At 60.3% G+C, this 16392-nt stretch carries 15 protein-coding genes and 2 pseudogenes; 10 read left to right on the top strand and 7 right to left on the bottom strand.

The features are described 5' to 3' along the window. Positions 1 to 181: 181 nt before the first annotated feature. The 4 genes from JQ624_RS32290 to JQ624_RS32275 form a co-directional block, all read right to left on the bottom strand. Positions 182 to 1636 carry an IS1182 family transposase gene (locus JQ624_RS32290; RefSeq protein ID WP_212422940.1) on the bottom strand — a complete coding sequence of 485 codons (1455 nt, stop codon included), beginning with the start codon at positions 1634 to 1636 and terminating at the stop codon, positions 182 to 184. A gap of 95 nt (positions 1637 to 1731) precedes the next feature. Continuing rightward, positions 1732 to 3048, bottom strand: coding sequence for a toll/interleukin-1 receptor domain-containing protein (locus tag JQ624_RS32285; RefSeq protein WP_212422939.1), 1317 nt, complete (start codon positions 3046 to 3048; stop codon positions 1732 to 1734). Positions 3049 to 3315: 267 nt separating this feature from the next. Further along, positions 3316 to 5082 carry an adenylate/guanylate cyclase domain-containing protein gene (locus JQ624_RS32280; RefSeq protein ID WP_212422938.1) on the bottom strand — a complete coding sequence of 589 codons (1767 nt, stop codon included), beginning with the start codon at positions 5080 to 5082 and terminating at the stop codon, positions 3316 to 3318. Between the two features lie 137 nt (positions 5083 to 5219). Beyond that, a complete protein-coding gene (locus JQ624_RS32275; protein ID WP_212422944.1) occupies positions 5220 to 5453 on the bottom strand; it encodes a hypothetical protein in 234 nt (77 codons plus the stop codon). Between the two features lie 502 nt (positions 5454 to 5955). Between JQ624_RS32275 and JQ624_RS32270 the strand changes: the two genes are divergently transcribed. Further along, positions 5956 to 6117 carry a DUF2934 domain-containing protein gene (locus JQ624_RS32270; RefSeq protein WP_212422937.1) on the top strand — a complete coding sequence of 54 codons (162 nt, stop codon included), beginning with the start codon at positions 5956 to 5958 and terminating at the stop codon, positions 6115 to 6117. Between the two features lie 141 nt (positions 6118 to 6258). Here the strand turns inward: JQ624_RS32270 and JQ624_RS32265 are convergent, their stop codons facing one another. Then, complete coding sequence (locus tag JQ624_RS32265) at positions 6259 to 6528, bottom strand: hypothetical protein (RefSeq protein WP_212422936.1); 270 nt, start codon at positions 6526 to 6528, stop codon at positions 6259 to 6261. A gap of 175 nt (positions 6529 to 6703) precedes the next feature. Between JQ624_RS32265 and JQ624_RS32260 the strand changes: the two genes are divergently transcribed. After that, positions 6704 to 6937 carry a hypothetical protein gene (locus tag JQ624_RS32260; RefSeq protein WP_212422935.1) on the top strand — a complete coding sequence of 78 codons (234 nt, stop codon included), beginning with the start codon at positions 6704 to 6706 and terminating at the stop codon, positions 6935 to 6937. Positions 6938 to 6969: 32 nt separating this feature from the next. On the opposite strand, the gene JQ624_RS32255 is transcribed toward JQ624_RS32260, so the two are convergent. Together JQ624_RS32255 and JQ624_RS32250 are read right to left on the bottom strand one after the other, a co-directional pair. Then, positions 6970 to 7194 carry a hypothetical protein gene (locus tag JQ624_RS32255; RefSeq protein WP_212422934.1) on the bottom strand — a complete coding sequence of 75 codons (225 nt, stop codon included), beginning with the start codon at positions 7192 to 7194 and terminating at the stop codon, positions 6970 to 6972. 332 nt (positions 7195 to 7526) lie between these two features. Continuing rightward, positions 7527 to 8954, bottom strand: coding sequence for a TAXI family TRAP transporter solute-binding subunit (locus JQ624_RS32250; protein WP_212422933.1), 1428 nt, complete (start codon positions 8952 to 8954; stop codon positions 7527 to 7529). A 235-nt stretch (positions 8955 to 9189) separates the two neighbouring features. Between JQ624_RS32250 and JQ624_RS32245 the strand changes: the two genes are divergently transcribed. The 8 genes and pseudogenes from JQ624_RS32245 (at position 9190) to JQ624_RS32210 (ending at position 16385) form a co-directional block, all read left to right on the top strand. Beyond that, positions 9190 to 9501: a tetratricopeptide repeat protein gene (locus tag JQ624_RS32245; protein ID WP_212422932.1), complete on the top strand. Its 312-nt coding sequence runs from the start codon at positions 9190 to 9192 to the stop codon at positions 9499 to 9501. Positions 9502 to 10375: 874 nt separating this feature from the next. Beyond that, entirely contained in the window at positions 10376 to 10744 is a 369-nt protein-coding gene (locus tag JQ624_RS32240; RefSeq protein ID WP_212422931.1) for a VOC family protein, read from the top strand. A 126-nt stretch (positions 10745 to 10870) separates the two neighbouring features. After that, complete coding sequence (locus tag JQ624_RS32235; RefSeq protein ID WP_212422930.1) at positions 10871 to 11791, top strand: complex I NDUFA9 subunit family protein; 921 nt, start codon at positions 10871 to 10873, stop codon at positions 11789 to 11791. A gap of 666 nt (positions 11792 to 12457) precedes the next feature. Further along, positions 12458 to 13996, top strand: a complete 1539-nt coding sequence (locus JQ624_RS32230; protein WP_409334399.1) for an amidase — start codon at positions 12458 to 12460, stop codon at positions 13994 to 13996. A gap of 357 nt (positions 13997 to 14353) precedes the next feature. After that, positions 14354 to 14676: pseudogene (locus JQ624_RS32225) on the top strand (L-idonate 5-dehydrogenase); the annotation flags it as partial. A gap of 180 nt (positions 14677 to 14856) precedes the next feature. Next, positions 14857 to 15050, top strand: a pseudogene (locus tag JQ624_RS32220) (5-aminolevulinate synthase); the annotation flags it as partial. Positions 15051 to 15293: 243 nt separating this feature from the next. Further along, on the top strand, positions 15294 to 15494 hold the full coding sequence (locus JQ624_RS32215) for a DUF1858 domain-containing protein (protein WP_212422928.1): 201 nt from the start codon (positions 15294 to 15296) through the stop codon (positions 15492 to 15494). Between the two features lie 132 nt (positions 15495 to 15626). Next, positions 15627 to 16385, top strand: coding sequence for a Crp/Fnr family transcriptional regulator (locus tag JQ624_RS32210; protein WP_212422927.1), 759 nt, complete (start codon positions 15627 to 15629; stop codon positions 16383 to 16385). Positions 16386 to 16392 lie beyond the last annotated feature (7 nt).

Raw genomic sequence — 16392 nt, 5'->3', positions numbered from 1 at the left:
CCAGGCTGTGTGAATACGTTTTTCCACCCCCAAAAACTGCACGCAACCAGGGACGATCCGCGTCGACACGACGGTCTGAGCGTATTTTTGCTGTATCGAGTCTGGAGTCAACCCGGGCGCAACCTCGGGCTACGCTGAGCGACCTGAACGGTCACACGATGCGTATAACAGCAAGAGCTCTTCACGCCCGGATTGCTACCAGGAGCGGCTTGATGCCGACGATGTTCATTACGCGCGTGAGGTTGTAGGCGAGTACGTTCAGCGCCATTTCGGTCGCGACATTGGGCAACCGCTTCATTAGAAAGTGTGTTGCGCCCATCCGCATCTTCAGTGTGGCGAACGGATGCTCGGCGGTTTCGCGGCGCACACGCATGGCTTGCGGGTTCTGATCGAGCCGCATCTGCGCGGCATCAACGACGTGTTCGTGTTCCCAGCGTTTGATGCGGCGCTCGTTCGACGTTGTGCACTGATGCTTGAACGGGCATGTGCGGCACGCCTTCGTCAAGTAAATCCGCATTTTCTGGCCATCTTCATCAGCGGTGAAGTGGTGCGCCAGCTTCTCGCCGGCCGGGCAGCGATAGACGTCGTCCTTGGCCAAATAGACAAAATCAGGTTTCCCAAAGCGGCCTGCCGACTTGGCTCCCGAAGTTTGCGGCTTGGGTAGCGTCACCGCGACCCCGGCCTGTTCGCATGCCAGGATTTCCTCACCTTTAAAGTAGCCCCGATCCGCAACGACGTCCAAGTTATCGCTGCGCAGCGCGGCTTTCGCCGCCTGCGCCATCGTCGCCAGTTGCGATCTATCGGTGCCGACGTTGGTGACCTCGTGCGCGACAATCAGATGGTTCGTGGTGTCGACCGCACTTTGTACGTTGTAGGCGACCATGCCGGAGCCGCGCCCGCTCGTTGCCATCGAGCGGCAATCGGGATCGGTCAGCGATATCTGCTTGTCGGGCGAGGCGAGCAATGCCTTTTCAATCGCGGCCAGTCGTTTCACTTCTTCCTCGAGCTTCGCCAGCTTTTCCTTAAGCCGCGTCTTGGTCAGCTGCACCGTTTCCGACGGCTCTTCTCCTGCGGCAGTCTGGCGGTCGGTGGTGTCCAGTTGGCTCATGTAGCGCGCCACGCTCTCTTCGATCTGCTTCTGGCGGCGCTGGATCTTGCCTTGCGTGAAGTTGTTGTCGCGACTGTTCACGGCCTTGAACTTGCTGCCGTCGATGGCAACGCTGGCCTTCGTCAGTAGGCCCATCTTGCGGCACAACTCGACGAATTGCGCGCAAACCTTCTTGATCGCCGGGCCATTGTCCTTGCGGAAGTCGGCGATGGTTTTGTGATCCGGCACGAGCCGTCCGGTCAGCCACATCACCTCGAGATTGCGGCCAGCCTCGCGCTCCAGCCGCCGGCTCGATTGGATCCGGTTGAGATAGCCGTAAATGTAGAGCTTGAGCATCGGCGAAGGATGGTACGCCGGCCGGCCGGTCGCCGCAGGATCAACGCCATCGAACCCGAGGTCGCGCAGTTCCAACGCATCCACGAACATATCGACCGCGCGAATAGAATTGCTCTCGTCGACCCAATCATCGAGGCATTCCGGCAACAGCGTCGTCTGCTGGCGATCTGCCCCTTGAACGAAACCCCGCATCACTTCCCCCGCCGATTCAGCAAGAGAATCATAGCATCGACGGGGTTTTCACACAGCCTGGACCCAAAGCGAACTTTTGCGACGGCCCTTCCAAGTTATCTCAATCCTTCGATGCACAATGATGGTGGGACGGAACTGCCAAAAGGTCGCTCGCCAGAACCGTAGGTCACCAAAACCAGAGCTAGCGGTTTCGAATCATTCTCAAGCCTGATAGGCGCGGTCGCGGCGTTACTTGCTATTAAGAGATTCTGTAGAGCGATTAGATGCGAGACGAATTGAGCGTCGTCGACGTGACGCACGCTAACATCCTGAATAACTACTTGGATGCCATAGGCTCTAACCTGAATGGCTTTCACCCCGTCAGACGTTCCTGGTGCCATTTCATAACGCAGACGATCGACTGCGGCATGGGCCGCTTGGCATCCGAGAGATATGGGCCGCTGTTGCGCGAACCTTGCTTCCGCCTCGGCTGCGGCTCTTGCTTGCATTTCTTGTTGCGCCTTGGCAGCATCAATGCGCTCGGCTTCCGCCTTGCGCTTTGCTTCCGCATCTTGTGCCGCTCTCGCTTGACGATCCTGCTCCGCCTTAAGAACTGCTAGCCGCTGCTCCTCGGCTTCGTCCGCTTTGCGCTTTGCCTCTGCCTCGGCCGCAGCTTTGGCCGTACGCTCCTCCTCTGCCTTTCGAGTGGCGAGTTGCTGCACTTCTGCTTGCGCTTTGCGTTTTTCTTCCTCGACCACCGCTCTCGCCCGCCGGTCCTGCTCGGCCTTAAGCTCGGCCTCCCGCTGTTGCTGCACGGTTCGCTCTACCGTCGTCACGATTTTCTGAATGAATGCATAGCCGCCCCACCCGATAAGGAGCAGCGCCGCCACTGCCGCGACGCCGGCTATCGCACCTACGCGCCAACGACCCGGTTTGGCCGCCTTCTCCCCGAGCGCCTCTCGCCCTCTTGGGACCAGTGCCTCGCGCATTCTTGCCACCAACGTCTCGGCATCCCGGCGGAATTGTGTGTTGCGCAGCTCGACGGCGTTGCGTCGCACAAGTGGCCTTATAGCCTCAGGTAGCTTGTCTGCTCTCGGCATCCGAGCGTTATCGACCAAGACCGGGATGACACGGATGTCGCGGGCAAGCGCCGCCGCGATTTCGATCGTCACAAAATCGTCCGGATTGTCGAGCCGGCGCACACCGCTCTCGTCTTTCGCATCCAGCCAGTTGGGACCGATGACGGCGAGAAAGACACGGCACGCAGCCACTTGGCTGTTCAGATCCGCCGCGAAGTCGACCCCGGCCGGAATGTTGTCGACATCCATGAAGAGGTTTTCTTCCCCGAACGCCTCCGCCAGCCGATCGCGCAGCCGACCGGCGGTGCCGATCGAGTCTTCACGGCGGTAATTGATGAAAATCTTGTCAGACATCGCCTGTGGGGTCTCCCCCGAAAGACACTCAATCTTAGCGCAGGACCGGTCAGAGTACTATAATCCCGCTCACATTGGGTAGGTTGAATGTCCGCTCTTGGCACGAACCGGACATGCCGGGGCGGTCCGACGACGTCTGCTGTTGAGGGTAGAACGGACATGCCGTTCAAGCGAGCCAACTTCCGACTTTGACCCAAGCCTGACATCGGTGTCATACGAGGGCCCACCTATTTCGTTCGATTTGCCGCGGGATTACCAACCTCACCATCACGCGAGAAGTCCTGCTTTGCGGAGACCTTTGGCGAACATGGCGAGGTCCTCCGCTCGGCGAAATGGTGCTAAATCTCCGAGATTGGAGGCGTGCAAGTCGGGATCACATTCGAGCGCCCGTGCCATACCTCTATGTGCTGGCTCAAGCCGCCCGGCGAGGGCGCTGCTGGCTGCGAAAATGCAAATTGCCAGCAAGAAAGTTGGCTCGCCCATTGCCTTTTCCGCCCATGACGCCGCCACGTCATAGCGGCTAGCAAGAAAATGAGCGTAAGCCGCGGCTCCTTGCATGCCGGACAGGGAAGGATCGAGCGGGCTTAGACGCATAGCATGCGCAACGTGATCAAGTGCGAGGTCCGGCTCACCTCTAAAAACTCTCAACCAAGCACTGAGCATCCAAGCTTGAGCCAAGTTGGGATTGATCGCCAGCCCCCGATCCATGAAATTCGCGGCGTCATCGAACTCATGGGCTACATGGGCGAGAGCATATCCACCCATACACAGCGCTACCGGGTCGTCTGCTCCTAGATGCACTGCCTTCCGGGCCAGCCGCATCGCTTCCGCGCTCTCTTTCGCGCGCTCGATCATCCAGCCATTCGCCATGCGCCGCATGTAGCACCACGCGGCCATGCCATAGGCTGAGGCTAGATCGGGGTCGAGCTCGATCGCCTTGCAAAAGAGCTGGAGCGCTTCGCTGTTCGCGTCCTTGGTCCACTGATGAAAGGTCGCCAGCCCACGCAGGTAATAGTCATATGCATCCAGGTTCTCGGTCGGTTTGCGCCTAGCCCGCTTGATCTCTTCGTGCTGCAGCATCGGGGCGATTGCACCAACGACGCTGGCGGTTACACGGTCCTGCAGATCGAACATATCTTCGAGCGCACCCTCAAAACGGTCTGCCCAGAGATGTGCCCTGGTTTCGGCATCGATAAGCTGACCCGCGATCCTCATGCGATTTCCGGCCTTGCGCACGCTGCCTTCGAGTACGTAGCGCACACCAAGCTCGCAGCCGATCTGCTTCACGTCCACGGCCCGGCCTTTGTAAGTGAAACTCGAATTGCGTGCGATCACAAACAGCCAACGAAAGCGCGACAAGGCCATCGTGATGTCCTCCACGACGCCATCAGCGAAATATTCCTGTTCCGGATCTGCACTGAGATTCTGGAAGGGAAGCACGGCAATCGACGGTTTATCGGGGAGGGTTAATGCGGGTCTTTGTCTTGCTGCCGTAACGCGATCCGTAACGTTGAAAGCGCGGACTGGCCGCGCAATATTCTTAAGGCGCTGCTCGCCCAAATCGACGAACTCGGCCGCGATCTTACCCTGGACCTGATCGTAGGCTGAAGCAGAGATGCAGATACCGCCCGGTTCTGCAATGCCCTCAAGCCGTGCCGCAATATTGACGCCGTCACCAAAAATGTCGTGCGGCTCAACAATCACGTCGCCGATATTAATGCCGATACGGAAACGAAGGCGCCTGTCTTCAGCGTCTCCGATTGTAAGTTCACAAATACGGGTCTGGAACTGCATAGAAGCTCGAACCGCTTCGACCGCGCTCGGAAACTCTGCCAAGAACCCGTCGCCGGTGTTCTTGACGATGCGGCCGCCGTGTTCCGCGATTGCCGGCTCGACGCCGCCCGCGAGGAGCGCTGTCAGCTTGGCATGCGTGGCCTCTTCGTCATTGTGCATCAGACGCGAGTACCCAGCCACGTCTGCGGCCAATATAGCCGACAGCCTGCGCTCGACCCGGACTGGCCGCTCTTGCACCATGGCCAACAATCCAACCTAGACACCATTGTACAATGGATCACATGTGATGCCCATCCAGGCTGACGTCGGTTATTGGGCCCAAAGCTGACCTGAAGTGTATCCATCCGAGCTAAGCCGCGGACAGTGGACCACCGATTTCACCGCTTGAGGGGTTCGGGGTTTTCCTTGTGTATTCTGATTAGCTCGATCAGGTTTTCGATGCCGAAGTCGGTGAACGCCATGACGCCGTCGTCACCCATGCCATAAACCCAGATGACGCCGTCCTCTGTGTCCATTCCGTTGGCCACGCCCCAGAGCCAGTCCTCGTCTTCGCCGAGGTCGTTTGCGACGCGTCCGATTGTGAAGACGGCATGAACTTTGTTGACGTGCATGGCTATGCCGCCTGAGCGGAGGACGTCGATGTGGTAGGCGTCCAGTTCCACGGCAAAAAATCGTGCAGCCGGCTTTGCGGCACGTCGGCAATGCGAGCGAGGAGGTCGGCCGACCTCAATCATTAAAGCCCAGCCGCCGGCTCCCCGTCTGTTCCGTTGTGACACAAATCGAAGCGGCTCGCGGTTTCTGCGCGACAATAGGCGGGATCAAGGATCGGCCGTCGCTCGCGTGCTTCTTTGGTTGATGGGAACGTCCCACCCAGTCCGCGATTATCTTAGCGGCGACGGAATCTTCGCGAGGAGCGGGACAGTCCCGGCAAAGGCCATGCGGTGTAACGCCCGCATGGCCTTTGTCTTGTGGGCCATTCTTCCTGAGGAACTAGCGGCCTTCATGTGGACTTGAATCCGCCGGCCAGTCTCCAAGCTGGCCTGGCACGGTCCTGCCGATAAGTCCCCAAGCCCCCTGAAAGGCGGGACCGTGCTCCAACCTGGAGCAATCATAATGCCCGAACCGAGCAAACAAGAGATCGAGGCGCGAGCGTATAAACTCTGGGAGCAAGCAGGCCGACCCGAAAATCGGGAAGCTGAATTCTGGCAGTTGGCTGAACAGGAGTTGCGCAATGAGGACAAATCCTCGCCAACGCGCACTCCTGACACGCTGTGACGCTGTCTAGCTGGTGCCTAGAGCCGTCCAGGGACACGTTGAGGCCCTCAGCTCTGAGGCTCTCGTGTGATTGCCGCACCCATCAAAACGCATGTGCGAGCCGTTCTAAGTCACGGTAGGCCTATCCAAAGTCCAACGCTATCAGGCCGCCTCGGAGATTTGCTGAGTGGTAGTGTAGAGGCGTTTCTCAAGGTCGGCGACCGTGACGATCAGGTTGTCGCGCCGGGACGTCAGCGTCCTTGCCAGGACCGAATAGAGCGGGTCAGCCTTATCGAAAATCCGCACGCGATCCTCCTTGGTGCAAATGTCGATACGTAGGACCTGGATCGTTTGCTTGAGATCCTCGACCATGGACCTGATCACGGCGGCTTGTCTTGAAGTGGTAATCCCTGAATGACGCAGCTTGTTCACTGGCGTTCTCCAAAAATGGCTTGTTTCGACACAACGGATCGGCTCCAAATGCCCTTAGGTTATTGATCGCAAGAAGCTTGCCAAGCTGCGGATTAATCGTCTGAGGTCACCCTGATCGTGACCTTAAGGCCGTCGCTAGGGAATTCAGCGTCGGCTTTTTCGTAGGAGAGCCCCGATGAACTATCAGGCCTTCACGAATGACAGCCTCACGATGATGTACGCTGCCGTCCGTGGTGCTTTGGCTGCCGATGACGCGGCCGAACGCCAGGGCGGCGAACCCATGTTCAAGGTCCGCGATACGCCAGAATGGAAGAAACACGCAGCGGACTTGGAATCCGAAATGCTTAGACGGGGCATGGTGTTCGAGATCATCGATTGGGCTGAGGGACAAGGATCTCTGCCGCTTTAGAGTTTCCGGGGCGCGGGCTTCGGTCCCGCGTCCTAAAGTGGAGCTTTCAGCTTTGGCACGACTGGCTTCTTGCGCTCGGTCACGTACTGCCATAGCTGCTGGCCTGTTGACTGAGCGCTCTGGGCCACGCGCTGGACAATGCCGTCCCTGGTGGGCTCTAACCACAGGGCGGCAGCGAGGATGATAACCGCTCCGACTACAAGGACCGCAATGTCGAGCCTGAGCCACTTCGGTATGCGCTTCGCAGGTTCGGTCATGACTTAAGCCCTCCCGCGCCCCTGCATTTTCCGACGGGCCCAGGCAAGGTGCTGTGATCTAGTTCACGAATTCGGGAAAAAATGGCAATTGGCCCGCCGGCCTACGCTGGCGTCGATTGACCGGCACCACGCGCCCCGCGAACCGAACCCGCATCGGCGGCCCTTTGCCATGCTCTAGGAGTCATTGGTCTCTCTTCAGCTTGTGCTTGCCCCAACGATGACTTTTGCGTTCGGGATTAAAGACCCGTTCGACGTGACGATTCAACGATCCAAGCTGCTGCCGGCGGGTCAAACGAACCCGCCTGGCGCCAATCGCAGGCTTCACAGCTGCGTCATCGTCGAGACGTGAAGCTGTGGCCTCCCGCCGCGCCGCGAGCCGGTTCGAGGTTGCTCGCTTGCAGTGCCGCGCGCCTCTCAACCGTGGCGTGATTGAACAGTTCGAGCACCAGACCAAAGGCCGCCAGTTCCTCTTCCTCGATGGCGCCGTCATCGTAGCATTCGAGCGTTTCACCGATGATGGCGTCGACCTCGCGCTGCATCGCCAGCAGCTCCTGGTTGGATTCCGCGGTGCGTGCGGTGGAAACCATGGCCAGGATTCTCTTGCGATGGCTGGTGTTTTCGCCCCTTTCATCCCGATTCAAATAGTGACGCAGCCAGGCGCCGGCCGAACCGACCCCGGAGAGAAGCAGGAGCGCAAACCAGAAGTAATCGCCGTACCTGTCAAGGAAGGTGCGTTCGGTGCCGTCGATGACGGCTGCGGCTCCGCGATGTACCGGCAGCTCGGCGTTTTTCTCGGTGTCCGGCTTGGTGATGTGCGCAGCGCGAGGCACTTGCCGGGCAATCGCCTGACGGATGGCGAATAGTTGCCGGAAGAATGCTGCGACCGTCGTTTCAGACAAAGCCTTTCGCGCCACGATCAGGTGGCTGACGCTGACCGTCTCGACCTTGTCATCCGGCCAGGCCGGATTCGCATTGAAGACGCTGGGTGGAATTTCCTCGGATTCATAACGCGGGTGCTTCAGGGCGATGGCTTCCGATGCCTCGATCGCGAGAAACTTCGGCTCGCCTCGCGCGCGGGCCGTCGCGGCGATGGCATCGGAGGTGATTTTGCTGTCGAGCGGACCGACCGCCATGAATGCATCGAGGGTCGGGTCGCGCGCCAGATCCTCGATTTGGTCCGTGCCAAATTGCGTAACCGCGACCTTGTCCGCCTCCACGCCGGAGGCGTTCAGGATGACCCGCAGCAACGCGGCGTTCGCCGGCGTCCGGCCGATCACGCCGACCCTGTGCCCTGCGAGATCGGCGATCTCCTTGATTTTCGGCGCGGGCTTTCTTTTGGAGCTCTTGCCCGCAAGTCCGGAAGGCGACCACAGCACAACGAAGTTGTTGCGCACGATGGCGACGGTCTGCGCGTCGGCCGGCATCTCCAGATCGCCACGACCGACTGCAACGTCGGCCTTGCCAGCACCAAGCAGGGCGAGGGCTTCGACCGCGCCGTCGGTCCTGATCGGAGACAGCCTGATCGTCCTACTTTCGCTGGCGAAGGCCTCGGACATCGCCTGAATCACTTTCTGATCGTCGCTTCCCGGCGGTCCGACGGCAATCCGGAGAGTGACCGGCTGCAACGCATAATACAGTGCGCCCGCTGCGCCGCCAAAAATAAGAAATCCAACCGCCAAGACCAGCAGTAAGGTATTGCTCCTTCTCCGCTGTCGGCGGGCTGCGTCACTGGTCTCATTTGTACCATCGGACGAGGACATTGCCGCTGCCAGTCGGAGATCAAAAAGCGCTTACTGTTTTGCAGGAATACCACGTTTCCAACGATAACGTCGGAGCAGGCCCCTAGTTTCAAGGAGGAAAACCACCTGGCGGGCGTCGTGTTTGACGGCGGGACATCGACCCGGAGCGATACCGGGCTTCCACGATGTCTCCTAAGTCCCCAGGCTGTGTGAAAACTCAGACGCTGAAATTGCGCGTAGAATTTCCATCGCGATTATGGCGGTTCTGGGCTGGACGGAATTCGCGATCGCGCTGGCCCCCAACGAGCCCGACGGATACCGTGCACTCGGCTGTATTCTTCTTTCGCGCACCGAGTACGATCAAGCGAAGGACGCGGTGAAGCGGGCGATTGAAATCAACCCGAGCGACGCCAGTAACCTAGCGGTATGGGGGTCGGTGCAGTCCTTCTCGGGCGAGGTCGGCGGAGCGACCGAATCGCTCGAGCTGGCCCTCAAGCTCGATCCCATGCTCGAACCGAAATTCGTGTCGCCTATTATCTCGCGCATCGCCACGAGGCCGCGCTCCTAGGCACGATCATAAAGAGATGGCATCACAAACAGATGGCGCACGTTTTATGGCAGCAGCGCTGTCTTGAAGTCGCTTCGCGACTGCACCATGTTGGGGTCGTCGATGAGACGCGTAGGACTTATCGACATCACGGTAGGCAACGCGACGCGCCTCGGCGCATCGCAACGTTCCGCCACGCGACGCTGCGCGTCGCAACACATCGCTACGCAACGCTTGAGCCGCTGGGGAAGCCCGGCGGCTCGCGCGCGTTTGGCGCGAACGGTCCCCCTCAATCGCCTGTGGCTCCGAGACGCCTACTGCAGCCAGCCGGAGGCTGAAACCGAGGAGATCTGACCACGAGGGCGCGAGCTAGACTAGTCCCGCGCCGCCCGACCCGCCTTACTTCGATGGGTGCAAATCGCCTTGAACCCAGCGTCCAAGGCCCTTGGACTTCGTGGGGTCTTCAAACGCGGCAAAGTTCGTAAGTACCTGATTGCAGACAGCGCATTCAAACGTTTGCAAGTCGACGCTCCGGGTGCGTGCTGGCTCGATGCTAACGAGCATCATCTGGGCCTTGCACTTCGGACAGGCAGGGCGCTCAATTGCAGCGAATGGAATGACGGACGAGAGGCGTTGAGATTGGGGCATGATGCTCCCCTCGAAAGGCGGGAGCGCAACACTCTCTGTCACCGGTAATGCCTAGTAGGCTGAGCGGTGATTGCGCCTGAGGGATCTCTAACGCGAGTTAATCCGCAGATATTTAGAAGGAAGGTAAGCGCCCCGCGGAAATTGCGAAACCGGAAGCTCCCGCCCGATGCGGTGGGCGTCCGCCGCCAGGTGCCAGTCTGGGTCCTGTGGCAACGGCGCGGGGAAATGAAACGGGAGAGTTCTGTCCATGATCGAGGGGATCAGCGCGGTCACACTCGGCACCCACGAAATGCCACGAGCCGTCCGATTCTACCGGACGCTGGGGTTTGAGGTCCTGCATGGCGGCGAAGATCGGTCATTCACCAGCTTTCGAGCGGGAACAAGCTATCTCAACCTCATCACCCAGCCTACCGAGCGGCGCTGGTCCTGGTGGGGGCGGGTAATCTTCTACGTTGCCGATGTTGACGCACTTTACGACCGTGCCCTCGCAGCGGGATACGAGCCAGCTACCGTGCCCCACGATGCCGAATGGGATGAGCGCTTCTTCCACTTAGTTGACCCCGACGGCCACGAACTCAGTTTCGCTCAGCCTTTGCTTCCGGTTTCCGTCCAATAGCGGATCGAAGCGGCAAAGCGCTCGACCTTGATCAGGAAGTCGGCGAACTTGCCGAGACGCACGGCCATCACCCTGACATCAGCTTCGGCTCGGGCTATGCTGCTGTCTCTCGAGCAAAGATCAAGGATGGCAACGAACGGTCGCATCGTTACCGTGTTCGGCGGAGCCGGTTTTCTCGGCCGCCGCATCGTGCGGCATCTGCGCGATCGCGAATTTCCAGTCCGGATCGCGTCAAGGCATCCCGATCGGGGGCACAGTCAGCTTGGACGTGATGATCCGCAACTTCGATCCGTCTACGCCGATATTCACGACGAACGGTCTGTCGCGGATGCGCTTGCCGGCGCTTACGCCGTTGTAAACACGGTCAGCCTTTACGTCGAACACGGGCAGGAGACGTTTCATTCCGTACATGTCGAGTCCGCCGAACGTGTAGCGGCCCAAGCGCACCGGGCCGGAGTCAAACGGCTCGTTCACATTTCAGGAATCGGCGCCGACCCCGCGTCTCAATCACGGTACATCCGAACGCGCGGTGAAGGTGAACTCGTGGTCGCGGCTGCTTTCGCCGACGCACATATCATCCGACCGGCCGTCATGTTCGGACCGGACGATGCGTTTCTCATCACCATTCTCAACCTTCTCCGCCGGCTCCCAATCTATCCGATGTTCGGCCGCGGCTTGATGAGACTGCAGCCAGTGTATGTGGAAGATGTGGCGGAGGCGATTGCTCGGATCATCGAGCGAGCCGAGGCGCAACCGGGGATCTTCGAGTGTGGTGGCCCTCGCGCCTACTCTTACGAGGAATTTGTCGGAGTCGTCGCGCGCCAAGCCGGCCTTGCGCCCATCCTCATTCCAATCCCGTTTGTCGTTTGGCGCGCACTGGCATGGGCTTCCGAAATACTCCCGGACCCACTTCTCACGCGTAATCAGGTGGAGCTGATGGAGATCGATACCGTGTCGTCGCCGGAGATGCCTGGCTTCGTTGAACTTGGGATTTCGCCGCATTCGGTTGAGGCAATGCTCCAGGAGATGCTGTCAAAGTACGGATGAATAGGGCCCATCGGTTAACACCCTTCAGATGGCGGGTTCGCGCGCCACACTCGCGCTACATGATGTCCACTTCTGGCGGCGCAAAGCGGACCTTCGCTAAGCGGCTGACGTCGGTTAAGTTCCCAGGAAGAGACATGGCGCGCGCGGCTTGACTGTGAGTAGGTCGCGACGGTCGAAGTGCTACGCGACGTGGCTGACGAGCGCAGACCGTGACAGACGCAAGCTCTTGAAGATCGCCGGCGGCTGGAGGATAATTCCTACTGGACGGCGCGTCGCTCCGCAGTCCGCGCGAGGATGCCGGAGGCATCCAGTACAGGCCTTAATTGCCGTCACGATCCGCTCGGCCAAGCCCCACGTTCCGACCTCATGCGGCTGCTGCGCCTCAGCCCCGTCCGGATGCAAGGACTGTTGCAGCTTGGTACGCCGGCCGCAGCGTCGGCGGCCTCCGCTTGGTGACCGTCGCGGCCACCGACCACCAGACGGTCCCCGACGCTTTAGGGCGGGCGGTGGATTTGAGAAGTCAACCCATTGGTCGAGGGAGGATGTGCTATGAGAGCCTCGCCAGACTATTCGCGTCGTCGCTTCCTTCATGCCGGCGCGGCCGGCGCAGCAGCAACCGTTGTCGCCGCGGCGACAACGCCCGTTCGTGCGGCCGCCGAGGCGGGCATGCAACCGCCACCCTCGACGGCGACGGCGCCGCGGATTCTGCGCAAGCCACCGCTACCTGAATTGGAGCGCATCGCCAAGTCCTACAACTTGGCTCTCAGCCGCGACGATCTGACGTCGTTCCGCAACCTCATGGACGGTGTGCTCGCGTCGTACCGTCGCCTAGACCAGTTCGCGGAGCCGACATTGGCGGTGAAGTACCCGCGGAACGCGGGGTTCCGTCCAGGTGCCTCGGACAATCGGCTCAACGCTTGGTACTGGAGGTGCTCGATCAAAGGCGCAACGTCGGGGCCTCTCGCGGGCAAGAAAATCGCCATCAAAGACAATGTGTGCGTCGCCGGCATCCCGATGATGAACGGTTCCAACGTGCTGGAGGGCTACGTCCCCGACGTGGACGCGACCATTGTGACCCGCATCCTCGATGCCGGTGGAGAGATCATTGGCAAGTCCGTCTGTGAGCATCTTTGCTTCTCAGGCGGCAGCCATACCTCCGACACCGGGCCCGTGCTCAATCCGCACGATCCGAAGCGATCTGCCGGAGGCTCCTCCAGTGGCAGTGCCGCGCTCGTCGTCGCCGGCGAGTGCGACATGGCCATCGGCGGCGACCAGGGAGGGTCGATCCGAATTCCCGCCGGTTGGTGCGGAGCGGTTGGCCACAAGCCCACCCAGGGGCTTGTGCCATACACGGGTGTCTTCCCGATCGAATTAACGCTTGATCACACCGGGCCCATCGCCCGTACCGCCGGCGATGCCGCCCGGCTTCTCGAGGTGCTTGCCGGGGCCGATGGACTCGATCCGCGCCAACCGGCAGGACTGCGTACGGAAGAGTACACCAAGCAGCTCACCGGACACGCCCGCGGCCTGCGGGTCGGGATCGTCACGGAAGGATTTGGCTGGCCCAATTCCGAGCCCGATGTCGACGCCATGGTACGCGAGGCGGCGCAGCGCTTGGCGCGAGCGGGGGCAACCGTGAGCGAGGTATCGATCCCCCTGCACCGCGATGGCATCCATATCTGGAACGCGATCGCCGTCGAGGGCGCCACGATGCTGATGGTCGCCGGCAACAGCATGGGAACCAACTGGAAGGGGCACTACACAACATCGCTCCTGGATTTCTACGGCCGGAGCCGGCGGGTGCGCGCCAACGACCTTTCGGAGACCGTCAAGCTCGTCATCCTGCTCGGCCAGTACATGCAGGACAACTACCAGGGCCGCTACTATGCCAAGGCCCAAAACCTCGCGCGCGTGTTGCGCGCCGCCTACGACGAGGCGCTCAACGGCGTCGATCTCCTGCTCATGCCGACGTTACCTTTGAAGGCCACGCTACTCCCGGCCCCGGACGCGAGCCGCGAGGACTACGTTGCGCGGGCACTCGAGATGATTTCCAACACTTGCCCGTTCGACGTCACTGGCCATCCTGCGGCCTCGGTTCCGGCAGGCATGTCGGCAGGGCTCCCTGTTGGGATGATGCTGATCGGACGCCATTGGGAGGACGGCACCGTGTTGCGTGCGGCTGACGCGTTCCAGATCGTCGGGTAGGCGGCAGCAGCGAATTGCCGGCTAACGGCACCGCTGGGGTCCAAGGTTCGGAAACAGGAGGCCCGCGAGCCGGCGAGCGACGCGGGCTGCCCTGACATCGATGCCAGGCTCGTCTGCCGACGCGGAGTCGGGGCCTCGTGCCGGGATCATGAGGAGGTCAGGCCATGGAGATCGAACGTACTACATTCGGCACCATCACGATTGACAGGAAGACTTATGAACACGACGTGATCATTCGTTTGTCCGGCGAAGTGGCAAGGCGGAAGAAGAAACTGTCGAAGAAGTACTACGGCACCTCGCATGTCCTCTCGAAGGACGAAGCGAAGTTCGTCTTTGAGGACGGATGCGAGCAGCTAGTTCGATGTCCAGTTCGAAGCGTCCGGAAACGAACGGGCCGTTCGCTCGGGGCTCGAGGTGCTCAAGCCGCGCGGCATTCTGATCCAGCTCGGCCTCAGCGGCGATGTCTCGATTCCGCAGAACCTGGTCGTGGCCAAGGAAATCGAAATGCGCGGGACCTTTCGCTTCCATGAAGAGTTCGGCATGGTGTCGACCTCATCAACCAGAAGAGAGTGGATCTAACGCCGCTGCTGACCGCCATCTTTGAACTGGAGGAGGCGATACACGCTTTCGAAGTCGCAGGAGATCGCAGCCGATCCATGAAGGTTCAGCTAAGTTTCTGAAGACGGAAGACATTCGTAAGCGAATCCTGATCAGCCGCTTGCCGGTATTCTCGCCGCGATAAAGACCGGCGATCGCTCCCGGCGCGTGTTCGATGCCTTCCAGTATGTCTCAGGCGGGAATCCCTCGGGGAGCGTTGTGCTGGGCTTCGCGGCCACGGTCAGCGCGTTCTTTCGGGAAGGCTGCTGCTGTCGGAGTATGGGATCTATATCCAGCCCATCAATTATCCGACGGTACCGCGAGGCCTTGAGCGCTCCGGATCACGCCGTCGCCGTACCACGACGACGTCCTGATCGGTCGTCTCGCCGAAGCCCTCGTTGCTGTCTGGGACCGGCTCGGACCTGTGCAGGCCGATCAGGTTGTCGCCGTCGAATAATCCGAAGCCGAGAATCGGCGTTGCGCGCTGGGCTTAGAGCGCGCTGCAGGCGGGCTGGTGGTTCTCAGGAATGGCCGATCGCCGCGATTTGTGCGGTGGCATTCCCTATTGCAGTGCAAAATGGCGGGTCTGCAGACTTTCCGCGCGCTCAGCAATGCCTGCAGGCGGAATCGCCGCGAAGTTTGTGCTTCCACAAAGACGGGGCGGGCAGGTCGTGGACTAAATTTAAAATGGAGAACGCTCATGCCAGTTGGCTCCGACGATCTGGTGAACGACGTCATGAATGACTGGCCGGCGACAATCCGTGTCTTTCTCGATTTCAAGATGGGGTGTGTTGGCTGTCCGATTGCTTGCTTCCACACCGTGGACGACGCGTGCAGGGAGCATCACGTCGATCGTGATGCTTTCCTGAAGGCGCTGATCGAAGTTGTTGAATCACCTTAAGAGGCTGTTCCACGAAATCGTGCCTTTCGCTCTAGCAAATTGATCTACGTCAAATCTTTTCCTGCACAGGCGGTAGTCTTTAAGGTGCAGGCAATGAAGCAGGCGGAGGTACACTACTCAGGGATTGAAACCATGAAAGCTCCGACGCTGGATGATCTGAAAGCCGCTTCACAGACGACCGTGCTCTGCGGTCTCAACCCGCGGACGGTCCAGACCCTTCTTGCGCCGGCAACTGTCGTCGAACTCGAACCCGGCGATGCCCTGTTCCGGCAAGGCGAGCCGGCAGCGGCGTTCTTCATCGTCATCGATGGCTGGGTCAAGCTGTACCGAATCACGCCCGCCGGCGACGAAGCGGTTCTTCACGTTCTGACCAAGGGCGAGAGCTTTGCCGAGGCGGTCGCCTTCGCAGGCGGCCGCTATCCTGCCACGGCTTCCGCCGCCACCAATTCGCGGGTTGTGCTGATACCCGCGCACCATGTGGTGAATTGCATTCGCGAGATGCCGGACATCGCCATCGCAATGATTGCTTCGACGTCGCAGCATCTTCACCGGCTGGTTCAGCGCGTCGAGCAGCTTTCGGCGCAAAGCGGTTTGCAGCGCGTCGCCGAGTTCCTCGCCGCTTTGTGCCCGAACATGAACGGGTCCTGCAGGATTTCGCTGCCTTACGACAAGTCCCTGATCGCCGGGCGGCTTGGGCTCAAGCCGGAGTCGCTGTCGCGCGTGTTCGCGAAACTTCGATTGGTCGGCGTGGACGTGCGTGCATCCGACGTCGTCGTCAGCGAGGTCGCGCAGCTTCGCAGTCTGATCGCCAGCGATCGAATTAAGGCCCGCGGCGGGCTGAATGGAAAGCATCGGCTTGCCGAGGACCGTTCTCAGCATCCCTTGTCGTGAACCGCGA

Source organism: Bradyrhizobium sp. AUGA SZCCT0283, assembly GCF_018130385.1.
GTDB lineage: Bacteria > Pseudomonadota > Alphaproteobacteria > Rhizobiales > Xanthobacteraceae > Bradyrhizobium.
The sequence above is the reverse complement of the archived record's forward strand: the minus strand, read 5'-3'. Positions and strand labels throughout refer to the sequence as shown.

Excerpts from the sequence above, each read along its gene's own strand:
- JQ624_RS32290 (WP_212422940.1), bottom strand. The coding sequence starts at position 1,636 with ATGCGGGGTTTCGTTCAAGGGGCAGATCGCCAGCAGACGACGCTGTTG.
- JQ624_RS32285 (WP_212422939.1), bottom strand. The coding sequence starts at position 3,048 with ATGTCTGACAAGATTTTCATCAATTACCGCCGTGAAGACTCGATCGGC.
- JQ624_RS32280 (WP_212422938.1), bottom strand. The coding sequence starts at position 5,082 with ATGGTGCAAGAGCGGCCAGTCCGGGTCGAGCGCAGGCTGTCGGCTATA.
- JQ624_RS32275 (WP_212422944.1), bottom strand. The coding sequence starts at position 5,453 with ATGCACGTCAACAAAGTTCATGCCGTCTTCACAATCGGACGCGTCGCA.
- JQ624_RS32270 (WP_212422937.1), top strand. The coding sequence starts at position 5,956 with ATGCCCGAACCGAGCAAACAAGAGATCGAGGCGCGAGCGTATAAACTC.
- JQ624_RS32260 (WP_212422935.1), top strand. The coding sequence starts at position 6,704 with ATGAACTATCAGGCCTTCACGAATGACAGCCTCACGATGATGTACGCT.
- JQ624_RS32255 (WP_212422934.1), bottom strand. The coding sequence starts at position 7,194 with ATGACCGAACCTGCGAAGCGCATACCGAAGTGGCTCAGGCTCGACATT.
- JQ624_RS32250 (WP_212422933.1), bottom strand. The coding sequence starts at position 8,954 with ATGTCCTCGTCCGATGGTACAAATGAGACCAGTGACGCAGCCCGCCGA.
- JQ624_RS32245 (WP_212422932.1), top strand. The coding sequence starts at position 9,190 with ATGGCGGTTCTGGGCTGGACGGAATTCGCGATCGCGCTGGCCCCCAAC.
- JQ624_RS32240 (WP_212422931.1), top strand. The coding sequence starts at position 10,376 with ATGATCGAGGGGATCAGCGCGGTCACACTCGGCACCCACGAAATGCCA.
- JQ624_RS32235 (WP_212422930.1), top strand. The coding sequence starts at position 10,871 with ATGGCAACGAACGGTCGCATCGTTACCGTGTTCGGCGGAGCCGGTTTT.
- JQ624_RS32230 (WP_409334399.1), top strand. The coding sequence starts at position 12,458 with ATGCAACCGCCACCCTCGACGGCGACGGCGCCGCGGATTCTGCGCAAG.
- JQ624_RS32215 (WP_212422928.1), top strand. The coding sequence starts at position 15,294 with ATGCCAGTTGGCTCCGACGATCTGGTGAACGACGTCATGAATGACTGG.
- JQ624_RS32210 (WP_212422927.1), top strand. The coding sequence starts at position 15,627 with ATGAAAGCTCCGACGCTGGATGATCTGAAAGCCGCTTCACAGACGACC.